Origin of the sequence: uncultured Negativicoccus sp. (genome assembly GCF_902480485.1) — a bacterium.
GTDB lineage: Bacteria > Bacillota > Negativicutes > Veillonellales > Negativicoccaceae > Negativicoccus > Negativicoccus succinicivorans.
This window is the reverse complement of sequence record NZ_CABSTC010000044.1, coordinates 1-11,262: the sequence shown is the minus strand read 5'-3', so window position 1 is coordinate 11,262 and position 11,262 is coordinate 1. Positions and strand designations below refer to the sequence as shown.

Genomic DNA, 11,262 nt, shown 5'->3' with positions numbered 1-11,262 from the left:
CTGTGCGCGCTGTATTGGGGCATCGTCAATCATTCCGGCCTGGTGCAGGCCATCGCCTACTTCAGCTTTTTCATTACGCTCTTTAATATGATTCCGGTGTCGCCGCTTGACGGTGGTCGCATCGTCACAGCCCTTTCTCCGTGGGTGTGGGCGGTCGGCCTGATTGTGATGGCCGTCGCCGCCTGGTATACGTTCAGTCCGCTGATGATCCTGATTTTATTTTTCGGTATCTATCGGGCGCGGCAGACCTGGTCACGGCGTAACGACCTGCGTCAGCAGCAATACTTCACCGTCAGCGCGCCGAAACGCTGGCTGATCGGTATCGCTTACGGTCTGATCACGGCGTTATCCGGCGTGGGCGTGTATCTTTTCACCGGCGCATAAAAGGAAATCGGCGAACGAAAGAGAATATATACGTAAGAGGAGGTAACGACTATGCAAGCAGCTGAAATCATGAGTAAATATGTCTTGACCTGCAGCAAAGACACGACGATTCACGAGTTGATCCGGTTATTTGTCCGCAATAAGGTAACGGCGATTCCCGTTGTCGGCGATGATAACGAATTGCTCGGGATTATTTCCGAAGGGGATCTCTTGTACAAAAAAGTGCGCCCGCACGTACCGCAATACGTCAATGTTCTGGGAGCCAGCCTTTACTACAGCGGCTACGGACAATATGAAGAAACATTTCAAAAATTGTTGGCGACGCGCGCCGAAGAAATCATGACGAAAGAAGTCGAGTACGTCGAGCCGGATGCCGATTCCAATACCGTTACGGACATGATGGTCGAGGACCATTTGAAAAATGTGCCGGTCGTGAAAGATAAACGTCTGGTCGGCATGATTTCACGCGCGGATATTTTAGAGTTAATCGCGCGCGAGAGTGATTTACCGATCGTTTAGAGACAGTAAAAAAGCAGCTCAGTTGAGCTGCTTTTTTTTATTGTTTTTATGACATTGTGAGCGGGCGCGCGCCGATCAATGATGATGATGACCGCAGCAGCCGCCTTCTGCATGTTTGTGATGACCGCAACCGCAGCCTTCTGCATGTTCGTGATGACCGCAGCAGCCGCCTTCTGCGTGTTCGTGATGGCCGCAACCGCAGCCTTCTGCGTGTTCATGATGGTCGCAACCGCAGCCTTCTGCGTGTTCGTGATGACCGCAGCAGCCGCCTTCTGCATGTTTGTGATGACCGCAGCAGCAGCTTTCGCCGCCTTCCGTCGTACCGCACGCGCATTTGCCTTGCGCCATGCCGACGAGGGCTTCTTGGACGCGCGGCAACAAAATCTGTCCCGCGACATCATTTCTCGCGTCTTCGCCTTTGATGATTTCAATTAATTTCAACGCGAAGAAGGGCGCGGTCAAAGGTCCGCGGCTCGTCAGCACGTTTTGATCGAAAAAGACGATTTCTTCATGCGCTTTTTTGAAGCCGACGGCTTCTTCCATACCCGGGTAGCACACGCCTTCGATGTCTTTGGCAATGCCCGCGGCGTGTAAAACGATGGGGCTGGCGCAAATGCTCGCAACCAGTTTGCCCGCGTCATGAAACGCTTTGATCGCCTTGGTGACGCGTTGATCGGCGGCCAACGTTTCCGAGCCGGTCACGCCGCCCGGCGTAATGATGCCGGCGTAATCGTCGAGATGGATTTCATCCCATTTTTTATCCGCCTTGATCATGATATCGTGATCGCCGAGGGTTTCCAACGTGTCCATTGTCGAAATCGTATCGACATCGATGCCGGCGCGGCGCAAATACGTTACCACCAGTAACGCTTCCGTTTCTTCATAACCTTTGCTCAATAAAACCATGTATTTGTTCATTGTGTCGCTCCTTTCCGAATCTATCGTAACATCTATACAATAATTATAGCAGACGCGCGCGCGTGCTTGCCAAGGGACAGAGGGCATGGCATACTGAAAAGAAAACGTAAAGGAGTCGTTATGAATCAACCCACGCAAATGACACTGGCGGAATTCACCGCCGCTTTGGCAAGCGCCGCGCCGACACCGGGCGGCGGCGGCGCCAGCGCGCTCGTAGGGGTGCAGGCCGTCGCGTTGGCGCAAATGGTCGCGGAACTGACGCTGAAAAATGAACGTTATGTCGACGCGCATGAGGCGATGCAAGCGGTGCGGGACGAGGCGGAAGGTTTACGCGCCGAGATTTTGAGTTATATTCAAAAAGACGCCGACGCGTTCGGAGCGCTTGTGGCCGCCTGGCGGTTACCCAAAGACGATCCTTCCCGCGCGGCGCGAAATGAGGCGGCGACGCGCGCGGCGGCGGAAGTACCGTTGGCCTTGGCCGAGGCGTGCGCGCGGATTTTTCCGCTGGCGGCGCAAGTTTTGGAAAAGGGCGTGGCGAGCGCGCGCTCGGACGGAAAGCTGGCCGTCTTGTTTGCCGCCGCCGCGATACGCGGAGCGCTCTACAATGTGCGCATCAACATTAAAAACATGCCCGAAAATGAGTATACAAAACTTCTAATAACGCGCCAAAAAACGCTGGCAAACCAAGCAGAGCAGGCGGAACGGGAGTTGCTCGGGCGCATGTAACCGCGCGGTCGACTTGGCAAGAAGTGTCAATTCATGTAAAATATACATAGTTTCTAGATAGTAACTATGAAGTAACTAAGGAGGAAACACTATGTTTAAAACAAGTATGATGACGGCCGTATTGGCGGCCGGTACGGTATTGAGCGCGTGCGCCGCAGGCACCGGTGTGTTGAATGTCGACATGGCGTTGCAGGCCAGCCCGAAATATGCGCCGATGGTGCAGCAGATGCAGAAAGTGGAACAGCAGTACGCGCCGCAGCTGAAAGCCATGGAAGCGGACCTCGGCCAAATGAAAACGCAGCAGGAACAGCAGCAGGCGATGCAGGGTAAATACAAAGCCCTGATTCAGTCCTACATGAAGGATCGTGAAAAAGCGACCGCGGCGTTGCAAAAAGATTTGAACAAAGCGACGCAAGAAGTATTGCGTGATCAGAAACTCGATATTATCCTCGCGCAACCGGTTCAGATTGCCGCTAAAGCGAAAGACGAAAAAGTCGTTGACGTAACTCCGGAAGTGGCAGCGAAATTAAAAAAATAAGCAGACTCATTAAACCGGCCTTCGGGCCGGTTTTTTGCGTTTGCAGATACGATTTTTTACGGCGCGGCGGGAACACATAAAAATAAAATTGTCGCCGGATATGACACTTATTTTTACCGTACTATTCTCCGCGAATCGGAACGTTCGCCATTCTTTGGGTGCAAAATTATACGAACGTTCGTAATTGTACGAATACTCCGCGAAAAAAATATAAATTCATTCTACTTTTTGATGAAAATTAGTGATGAGTATGCTATTCTATACTTACAGAAGAGAGGTGATCTCATGCCAAAACTTCGACGTGTCGAACGTATGGCGGCGTTGACTAAAATGTTGGCGGACCGTCCGCATGAGCTGATCCCTTTGTCTTTTTTTTGCGATTATTTCGGTATTGCCAAATCGACATTGAGCGACGATCTGTTGTCCGTGCGCCGCGCCTTTGACGCGTATCGACTGGGGTCGCTCGAGACCGTTTTCGGCGCGGCCGGCGGGGTGCGTTATATTCCGTATCGGGCAGGTCACGCCGCCAATCAGGTACTGGAAACCATGGCGGCGAAACTCGAAAGCGGCGATCGGATTATCGCGGGCGGATTTTTGTACATGTCGGATATTTTATACGACTGGCAGTGGATGTCGGCAGTGGGAGAAATTTTTATGACTCGCTTTGCCGCCGTTCATCCGGACTGTATCATGACAGTGGAGACAAAAGGGATTCTGCCGGCCATGATGGTGGCGCGGGCATTTAACAAACCGCTGGTGATCGCGCGGCGCGGCAGCCGTGTGACGGAAGGATCAGCGACCAGTATTAACTATGTTTCGGGTTCCACCAAGCGCATTCAGACGATGTCGCTTACCAAGCGGGCGCTCGCGCCGAATCAGCGGGTGTTGATCATCGATGATTTCATGAAGGCCGGCGGCACCGCGAAAGGTATGAAAGAGCTTGTCTACGAATCGGGTTCACAGACCGTCGGTGTCGGCGTATTGGTCGCCACCGCGGAGCCGCGGGAAAAAATGACCGGCGACTATATGCCGTTACTGGTGCTGGAAGGCGTCGATGAAGTAAAACGGCATGTCAGGATTCGCCCCCAGTTGGAACCGGAGGAGGAAATAAATGAGTAAACTTGTGGCAACGGTTTTAGCCGCAGGCAAAGGTACGCGCATGAAATCGCAGCAACCGAAAGTGTTGCACGAAGTCGGCGGCGTACCGATGGTATCCCATGTATTGCAGACCGCGAAGGCGGCGGGCGCAGACGACGCGGTCGTGATTGTCGGCTTTGGCGGCGATAAAGTTGCCGAGCGTCTCGGTTCGGCGTATCATTACGTTGAGCAAGCCGAACAGTTGGGAACGGGTCACGCTCTCATGCTCGCGCAAGCGGCGTTACAAGACGCGGACACGGTGCTCGTGATCTGCGGCGATACACCGCTTTTGCGCGCCGAGACCCTGCGCGAACTGATCGCGACGCATACCCGACAGCAGGCGGCGGCGACAATTTTGACGACGACGTTCGCCGATCCGACGGGGTACGGCCGGATTATTCGCGATGCGGCGCAAAACGTGCGTAAAATTGTCGAAGAAAAAGACGCGTCGCCGGCAGAGAAAAAAGTCACGGAAGTCAATACCGGCACGTACTGCTTTGACGCCCGTAAACTGTGGCCGCAGTTACAACGGATTACCAATGACAACGCGCAAGGTGAATACTATTTGACCGATGTCATTGATTTGCTGGTCAGCGCCGGCGAAACGGTGACGGCGGCGACCTGCGCGGACAGCGATGAAACGCTCGGCGTGAATTCGCGCGCGCAATTGGCGCAGGCGGAAGCGATTTTGCGGCAGCGTAAAAACGAGGAACTGATGGCGCAGGGCGTGACGCTGATCGATCCGGCGCGCACCTATGTGGACGCGGACGTTCGTGTCGGCCAAGACACGATTCTCGAGCCGGGGACGATTTTGCGCCGCGGCACGGTTGTCGGCAGCGGTTGCCATATCGGTCCGGATACGGAACTCGATCGCACGACGGTCGGCGACAACTCGCATTTGCATCGCACGTACGCGCACGAAGCGAGCGTCGGCAGCGGTTGCGAGATCGGCCCGTACGTTCATTTGCGGCCGCATACGCAGATTGCGGATCACGTCAAAGTCGGCAACTTCGTCGAAGTGAAAAACAGCACTGTCGGCGAAGGCACCAAACTGCCGCATTTGAGTTATCTCGGCGACAGCGATATCGGCGGCGGGGTCAACATCGGCTGCGGTACCATTACCGTGAATTACGACGGTCACAAGAAGTATCGCACGACGATTGAAGACGGAGCGTTTGTCGGCTGCAACAGCAACCTCGTGGCGCCGGTCGTCATCGGCCGCAATGCTTATATCGGCGCGGGTTCGACGATTACCAAAGACGTTCCGGCAAAGGCGCTTGCCGTAGCGCGCGCTCGGCAATTTGTCAAAGAAGATTGGGTAAAGCAAGCAAAAGAGACAAAATAAAGGAGATCACACCATGTCAGTCGAAACAGGAAAACAACTGAAGTTATTCACCGGAACGGCACATCCGGAATTGGCCCAGGAGGTTGCGGACTATATCGGCATTCCTGTCGGCAAAGCATTCTGCGGTCGTTTCAATAACGGTGAAATCCAGGTCATGATTGATGAAAGCGTGCGGGGGACGGATGTCTTCCTGATTCAACCGACGGGTACGCCCGCCAATGATAACCTGATGGAATTGTTCATCATGGCGGACGCGTTACGGCGCGCCTCGGCTCGTCACATCACCGCGGTCGTTCCGTACTACGGCTACGCGCGCCAGGATCGCAAAACGCGCGGTCGTGAACCGATCACCGCGAAGCTCGTGGCGGATCTCATGCAGCGTTCCGGCATCACCCGTCTTGTCACGATTGATCTGCACGCGGGTCAAATCCAGGGATTCTTCGATATTCCCGTAGACCACTTGAAGGCCGCTTCGATTTTAGCGAAGCACATCCGCAAACAGGACATTCCGGATTTGATGATCGTTTCGCCCGACTTGGGCGGCGTCACTCGCGCCCGCGATTTGGCGGACCGTGTCGGCGCGCCGATCGCGATCATTGAAAAACGGCGTCCGCGTCCGGGCGTGGCCGAAGTAATGAACCTGATCGGCTCCGTCGAAGGCAAAAACTGTATTATCGTCGATGACATCGTCGATACCGCGGGATCTTTGGTCGAAGGCGCAAAAGCATTGCAGCGTTTCGGCGCGAAATCCGTACGCGCGGCCTGCACGCATCCGGTACTGACCGATCCGGCGACAGAACGTCTGGCGGCATCGAATATTAAAGAACTTATCATTACGAATACGATTCCGATTGCGACGGAAAAACAGCTGCCGAATATTACGCAACTTTCGGTTGCGCCGCTCTTGGGCGAAGCGATCATGCGGATTTTCCACAACGTTTCCGTCAGCAAACTGTTTGATAAATAGGGGTTTGTTTTGCAGCTGATTGTAGGCTTGGGAAATCCCGGCACCAAGTACGCCGGTACGCGTCATAACGCCGGTTTCATGGCGGTCACGGCGATCGCTGAAAAATACGGCGTGACGCGTTGGAAAGAGGAGCATCAGGCGCATACCGCGACGATTAACGTCGACGGTGAAAAGGTGATGCTGGTCATGCCGCAAACGTTCATGAATTTGAGCGGTGACGCGGTCGGTCCGCTCATGCGCTATTACAAGCTTTCACCGGCGGATGTAATTGTGATTTATGATGATATGGATTTGCCCGTCGGCCAGTTGCGCCTGCGGGTCAAAGGTTCCGCCGGCGGACACAACGGGATGAAATCGGTGATCGCGCATTTGGGCACCGATCAATTTCCGCATGTTCGCATCGGCATCGGTCGGCCGCAACCCGGCTGGACCGTCATTGATCATGTGCTGGCGCGTCCGCAGGAAGATGACGCGGCAGCGATGGCGGAAGGGGTTCAACAGGCAGCCGAGGCGGCAGTCGGCATCTGCACGCTCGGCATGGATCTGGCGATGAATCGTTTCAATCCGCTCAAACGCGCGCGCTGAATTGACAATTATTCTTGTTTAGGTTATACTATCTCTACTACATAAAGGAACATATGTAGCGAAAGCATGAAGGAGGTAGGAACATGAGCAAGATTACTACACTGACAAATCAGTTAGCGGTACTTGGCTACACCGGTTTTGAAATCAGCGAGCTCATTCGGTCCGTCACTCATGGTCGAACGTTACATCAACTGAATCACGCAGCTTTGCGTCGCGTTACGAATGTACTCGAACAATATGTGCGACTGGGAACCGATTATGTCGCTAATTATAGCAAGTAGCAGGTAACCTGAAACGTCTATGCCGAATGGCATAGACGTTTTTTTACAAGGAGAATCATGCAGCGAAAACAGCCTCGCCAACGGACGATGGGCATGTCCGTCAAGGCGATCATTTGGCACCGCGGACGAATTTTAATCTTACAAAAAAATGACCGTCCCGGCCGTCATCCGTGGGAATTTCCCGGCGGCGGTTTGGAATTCGGCGAAGATTTCGCGGCAGCGTTACGGCGGGAAGTCCGAGAGGAAACCGGTCTTGCCGTGGAAATTTTAGGGCCGGTCGGACTGTGGAATTTTCGTCGTCACCTGGGGCGGCCGTTGACCGGCGTCATGTTTATTTGCCGTGCCGATACGGAGGAAGTAACCCTTTCCTTTGAACATTTGGCGTATCGCTGGGTGCGCCCGGAAGAACTCGCCGAGTATCCGTTGCACGCGTCATTGCGCAAAGCGCTCGCGCAAATTCGACCGGCGCAGTTGGCGCAGGCGGCGAAACTCGCGCAGCAACTGGTGGGGGAAAACAAATGATTCAAATTATCGGTACGAAAAAAAATCGCGCCACGCAGCACGCGTTACGCTTTTTTAAAGAACGGCGCATCACATTTCAATGGCGGGACCTGACGGAAAAAGGACTCAGCCGCGGCGAACTGGAAAATATTCGCAGTCGCCTGAAAACGTTGCCGCTGGATCGGGAAAGCAAAGCTTTTCGCGCCGCGGTGCGCCCGGGCGAAAGTTTTGATCCGCTGACTTTGGCGTTGCAAGAACCGCTGGTCTTGGAACTTCCCATTGTGCGCACGAAAACGCAGGTCGCGAGCGGCATGGTTCCCGAACGTTGGCAGGAAATGGCGCGGGAGGAAGGAAAATGAAAGGACGTCTGATTGTCTTTGAAGGCGCTGACGGCAGCGGGAAAGCCACGCAGGCGGCGCTGTTAAAAGAAGCGCTTACGGCGAGCGGCGAGCGGGTCAAAAGCGTCACCTTTCCGAATTATGAGAGTCCGGCGGCGGGGCCGGTGCGCATGTATCTGGCCGGTGAATTCGGCGCGCATCCGGATGATGTGAGCCCGTACGCGGCGTCCACCTTGTACGCGGTCGATCGCTACGCGTCGTATAAAAGCGACTGGGGCGCGTTTTATGAAGCGGGCGGCACGGTGGTTGCCGATCGCTACGTGACGTCCAACATGGTGCACCAGATGACCAAGTTGCGCAGCGCGAAAGAAAAACGTGAATTTTTACAGTGGCTGGACGCGTTTGAATACGGCACGCTCGAATTGCCGCGTCCCGATCTCGTCATTTTGCTCGATATTCCGCGTGACGTTTCCGAAAAATTGCTGGCGGCGCGCACGCAAAATAAAGATCAGGCCGCGCAAGCGACCGATATCCATGAAGCGGATCGTGAATATTTGGCGCGCTGCTATGCCGCCTACGATCTTTTGGCGCCGCACTACGGCTGGGTCCGGATCCGCTGCACGGACGGTGACCGTTTGTTGACGGTGGAAGAAATACACGCCAAGGTACTGGCGTGTGTGACGGGCAATCGTTAAATAAGCATAAAAAAAGAATCCCGAGCGGGATTCTTTTTTATTTTTATTTTTCCGGCGGTTCTTTCGGCACCATGCGGCTCGCTTCCTGGACGTTGGCCGCTTGCGGTGAGATTTGCACCGGATGTTTTTCGGCGGGGAACAGCGTTTTCTTGCGAATCAGTCGACCGAACTCATCATGGTAATACTGCGCTTCCTGCGGAATGGTAGGCGTTTTCGGCGAGGTAAAGCCACGCCCCATGACATCCGCCGTCGGCGTAATGAACATAAACGCGTGCGGATCGATCTCGTCAAGCAGCTTTTTGATTTTCGCGATCTGCGTCAGGTTGATGACGACAAAGATGACTTTGCGCATTCCTTTGGTAAACGCGCCTTCGCCGTAGAGAATTGTCACGCCGCGGCCGACTTCGCGAATGATCGCGTCGGCGATTTCATCGGCGTGCTCGGAAACAATATAGGCGGTTTTGCGTTGGTTCAAACCGATGACCACTTTATTGGTGACGAGCGATTGCGTGTACATGCCCGCCAGAGTCAGCACCGCGAGCTCCAGGTTGAAGATGATCGCGCTCGCCGCCATAATGCAGGCGTTAAGGGCGAAGATAACGCTGCCCATTTCCAGGGAATATTTTTTCTTCACAATGGCCGCGACGACATCCAGTCCGCCGGAGTTGCCGTCGTAGCGATACATCAGACCCGAGCCGACGCCGAGCAGGATGCCGCCGAAGACCGCGGACAACACGGATTCATGAATGTACATCGTTTGCGAGAGCGGCGCGAGCAGATCGACAGCGACCGACATCATGACCGTACCGAAGATCGTAATGCCGGTAAAGCGTTTGCCGAGATACAAAATCGACAGAATAATCATCGGGATATTGATGACCAGGTTGACGATACCGAAGGAAATGCCGGTCAGGTAGTAAATGGTGACCGCCACACCGTTAATCCCGCCCGAAAGTAAATTATGTGGAATATAAAACATATTCAAACCGACTGCGTAAATAAAGCAGCCGATTGTGACCATCAAAAGCGTGTGTAGAAATGAACGCATAAAGCCCCTTTCAGCGCGTTCTCATTGTAAGCGCCGCTAAATTCGAGTATACTAAATAGGAAACGAATTTATCAAAATACTATTCACTTACGGACGATGCCATCTTCCGTAAGCACCTATATCTTATCTGATTCGCTTGATTTTTGCTAGAGGCAGGTGACTGTATGCAAGAAGAATTGGCACCCGCGAAAATTAATTTGGCACTTGCCATTACCGGCCGACGCGTGGACGGCTACCACAATATCGATACCGTGATGCATTCCATCACGTTGAGCGATTCCGTTTTTTTCAGTCCGGCCGATGAACTGATTTTTCGTTGCAATGATTTAGCGTTACCCTTGGGCGCCGGCAATTTGGCATGGGAAGCGGCGCAGTTGGTGCGTCGCTATGTCGGCCAACGTCGAGGCGTGGCGATTCAACTCAATAAACGTATTCCGGCGGGCAGCGGTCTCGGTGGCGGTTCCAGTGACGCGGCCGCCGTGTTGCGCGGTCTGAACCGATTTTGGCAACTCGGTTTGACGGATGCGGAACTGTTATGGTTGGCGGGCCGACTCGGGAGTGACGTGCCGTTTTGCGTTTTCGGCGGTTGCGCTCGCGGCAGAGAAAAGGGCGATGTGCTGACGCCGTTGCCGGAGTTGCCCGAAACGAATTTGGTCATTGTCATGCCGCCGCTCAGCGTGGCGAGCGCGCAGGCGTACGCGAAGTACGATACGACATCCTTCGCGGGGACGGTCGATGTGACCGGCGTGGTTGCGGCGTTGGGACAACGGCCCGAGATGGTATGGCGACGCTTGGGTAATGATTTTTTGGCGTTGCTCGCGCCGCTGGAACCGAAGTTACAGGAACTTTCCAAGTTTTTGCGCGATCTGCGCTACCCGTATTCACTGACGGGCTCCGGCGCGGCTTTTTTCGTGGCGGTGCCGACGGCTCGCGAAGCGCATTTCGTGATGCGGCAAATCGAACGGGAACAGCGCGGTTGGCGCAGTTATCAAGTTAAAACAAGGGGCGGTTATCGATGAAAAAACGAACGCATGAACGGTTGGCGCCGATCCACTTGGACGCGTATCGCCCGTTGCGTGAACTCGTCGCGGAAACATTGCGCACAGCCATTCAAAACGGCACCTTACAGCCCGGCGAGCGCTTAATGGAACTGCAGTTGGCGGATGAACTCGGCGTTTCGCGCACGCCGATTCGAGAAGCGGTGCGCGAACTGGAAGCGGAAGGTTTTGTGGTAATGATTCCGCGGCGCGGCACCTATGTCGCGGACATCTCGCTGAAAG

16 protein-coding genes are annotated in these 11,262 nt (G+C 54.4%); 14 read left to right on the top strand and 2 right to left on the bottom strand.

All coding sequences use genetic code 11. The features are described from left to right. Positions 1–384 (top strand): site-2 protease family protein (locus tag RDN69_RS04730; RefSeq protein WP_288218301.1); only part of this gene is annotated, 384 nt, incomplete at its 5' end. A 51-nt stretch (positions 385–435) separates the two neighbouring features. Then, positions 436–903, top strand: coding sequence for a CBS domain-containing protein (locus RDN69_RS04725; RefSeq protein WP_024048607.1), 468 nt, complete (start codon positions 436–438; stop codon positions 901–903). A 75-nt stretch (positions 904–978) separates the two neighbouring features. Here RDN69_RS04725 and RDN69_RS04720 read toward each other — a convergent pair whose 3' ends face one another. After that, positions 979–1,821: a DJ-1 family glyoxalase III gene (locus tag RDN69_RS04720; protein ID WP_288218300.1), complete on the bottom strand. Its 843-nt coding sequence runs from the start codon at positions 1,819–1,821 to the stop codon at positions 979–981. Between the two features lie 120 nt (positions 1,822–1,941). On the opposite strand from RDN69_RS04720, the gene RDN69_RS04715 reads away from it, so the two are divergent. The 10 genes from RDN69_RS04715 to RDN69_RS04670 all read left to right on the top strand — a co-directional run bounded on the left by RDN69_RS04715 (position 1,942) and on the right by RDN69_RS04670 (position 8,934). Continuing rightward, positions 1,942–2,547 (top strand): cyclodeaminase/cyclohydrolase family protein, encoded by a 606-nt coding sequence (locus RDN69_RS04715; RefSeq protein ID WP_273259553.1) that lies wholly within the window; start codon positions 1,942–1,944, stop codon positions 2,545–2,547. Between the two features lie 91 nt (positions 2,548–2,638). After that, the gene (locus tag RDN69_RS04710; protein ID WP_273259554.1) at positions 2,639–3,085 is read left to right on the top strand and encodes an OmpH family outer membrane protein; all 447 of its coding nucleotides are present in this window, start codon (positions 2,639–2,641) and stop codon (positions 3,083–3,085) included. Between the two features lie 285 nt (positions 3,086–3,370). Beyond that, positions 3,371–4,204, top strand: a complete 834-nt coding sequence (purR, locus tag RDN69_RS04705; protein ID WP_024048611.1) for a pur operon repressor — start codon at positions 3,371–3,373, stop codon at positions 4,202–4,204. Beyond that, positions 4,197–5,567, top strand: coding sequence for a bifunctional UDP-N-acetylglucosamine diphosphorylase/glucosamine-1-phosphate N-acetyltransferase GlmU (glmU, locus tag RDN69_RS04700; protein WP_024048612.1), 1,371 nt, complete (start codon positions 4,197–4,199; stop codon positions 5,565–5,567). Before purR ends, glmU begins: the two co-directional genes overlap by 8 nt. A 13-nt stretch (positions 5,568–5,580) precedes the next feature. Then, positions 5,581–6,534 carry a ribose-phosphate pyrophosphokinase gene (locus RDN69_RS04695; protein WP_024048613.1) on the top strand — a complete coding sequence of 318 codons (954 nt, stop codon included), beginning with the start codon at positions 5,581–5,583 and terminating at the stop codon, positions 6,532–6,534. A 9-nt stretch (positions 6,535–6,543) separates the two neighbouring features. Further along, the gene (gene pth / locus RDN69_RS04690) at positions 6,544–7,119 is read left to right on the top strand and encodes an aminoacyl-tRNA hydrolase (protein ID WP_024048614.1); all 576 of its coding nucleotides are present in this window, start codon (positions 6,544–6,546) and stop codon (positions 7,117–7,119) included. A gap of 83 nt (positions 7,120–7,202) precedes the next feature. Further along, positions 7,203–7,400: a hypothetical protein gene (locus RDN69_RS04685; RefSeq protein WP_024048615.1), complete on the top strand. Its 198-nt coding sequence runs from the start codon at positions 7,203–7,205 to the stop codon at positions 7,398–7,400. Between the two features lie 57 nt (positions 7,401–7,457). Beyond that, positions 7,458–7,922, top strand: a complete 465-nt coding sequence (locus RDN69_RS04680; protein WP_024048616.1) for an NUDIX domain-containing protein — start codon at positions 7,458–7,460, stop codon at positions 7,920–7,922. Further along, positions 7,919–8,260, top strand: coding sequence for an arsenate reductase family protein (locus RDN69_RS04675; RefSeq protein ID WP_024048617.1), 342 nt, complete (start codon positions 7,919–7,921; stop codon positions 8,258–8,260). The genes RDN69_RS04680 and RDN69_RS04675 overlap by 4 nt, the downstream gene beginning before the upstream one ends. Next, positions 8,257–8,934 (top strand): thymidylate kinase, encoded by a 678-nt coding sequence (locus RDN69_RS04670; protein WP_024048618.1) that lies wholly within the window; start codon positions 8,257–8,259, stop codon positions 8,932–8,934. The genes RDN69_RS04675 and RDN69_RS04670 overlap by 4 nt, the downstream gene beginning before the upstream one ends. Before the next feature lie 43 nt (positions 8,935–8,977). Here RDN69_RS04670 and RDN69_RS04665 read toward each other — a convergent pair whose 3' ends face one another. Then, positions 8,978–9,982 carry a YitT family protein gene (locus RDN69_RS04665; RefSeq protein WP_024048619.1) on the bottom strand — a complete coding sequence of 335 codons (1,005 nt, stop codon included), beginning with the start codon at positions 9,980–9,982 and terminating at the stop codon, positions 8,978–8,980. A gap of 164 nt (positions 9,983–10,146) precedes the next feature. Here RDN69_RS04665 and ispE point away from each other — a divergent pair, with 164 nt between their 5' ends. Together ispE and RDN69_RS04655 are read left to right on the top strand one after the other, a co-directional pair. After that, complete coding sequence (gene ispE, locus RDN69_RS04660) at positions 10,147–11,001, top strand: 4-(cytidine 5'-diphospho)-2-C-methyl-D-erythritol kinase (protein ID WP_024048620.1); 855 nt, start codon at positions 10,147–10,149, stop codon at positions 10,999–11,001. Beyond that, positions 10,998–11,262: GntR family transcriptional regulator (locus RDN69_RS04655; RefSeq protein ID WP_288218299.1), on the top strand; the 265-nt coding region annotated here is incomplete at its 3' end. The genes ispE and RDN69_RS04655, both read left to right, overlap by 4 nt.

Coding starts and splice junctions, on each gene's coding strand:
- RDN69_RS04725 (WP_024048607.1), top strand. CDS start 436: ATGCAAGCAGCTGAAATCATGAGTAAATATGTCTTGACCTGCAGCAAA.
- RDN69_RS04720 (WP_288218300.1), bottom strand. CDS start 1,821: ATGAACAAATACATGGTTTTATTGAGCAAAGGTTATGAAGAAACGGAA.
- RDN69_RS04715 (WP_273259553.1), top strand. CDS start 1,942: ATGAATCAACCCACGCAAATGACACTGGCGGAATTCACCGCCGCTTTG.
- RDN69_RS04710 (WP_273259554.1), top strand. CDS start 2,639: ATGTTTAAAACAAGTATGATGACGGCCGTATTGGCGGCCGGTACGGTA.
- purR (WP_024048611.1), top strand. CDS start 3,371: ATGCCAAAACTTCGACGTGTCGAACGTATGGCGGCGTTGACTAAAATG.
- glmU (WP_024048612.1), top strand. CDS start 4,197: ATGAGTAAACTTGTGGCAACGGTTTTAGCCGCAGGCAAAGGTACGCGC.
- RDN69_RS04695 (WP_024048613.1), top strand. CDS start 5,581: ATGTCAGTCGAAACAGGAAAACAACTGAAGTTATTCACCGGAACGGCA.
- RDN69_RS04685 (WP_024048615.1), top strand. CDS start 7,203: ATGAGCAAGATTACTACACTGACAAATCAGTTAGCGGTACTTGGCTAC.
- RDN69_RS04680 (WP_024048616.1), top strand. CDS start 7,458: ATGCAGCGAAAACAGCCTCGCCAACGGACGATGGGCATGTCCGTCAAG.
- RDN69_RS04675 (WP_024048617.1), top strand. CDS start 7,919: ATGATTCAAATTATCGGTACGAAAAAAAATCGCGCCACGCAGCACGCG.
- RDN69_RS04670 (WP_024048618.1), top strand. CDS start 8,257: ATGAAAGGACGTCTGATTGTCTTTGAAGGCGCTGACGGCAGCGGGAAA.
- RDN69_RS04665 (WP_024048619.1), bottom strand. CDS start 9,982: ATGCGTTCATTTCTACACACGCTTTTGATGGTCACAATCGGCTGCTTT.
- ispE (WP_024048620.1), top strand. CDS start 10,147: ATGCAAGAAGAATTGGCACCCGCGAAAATTAATTTGGCACTTGCCATT.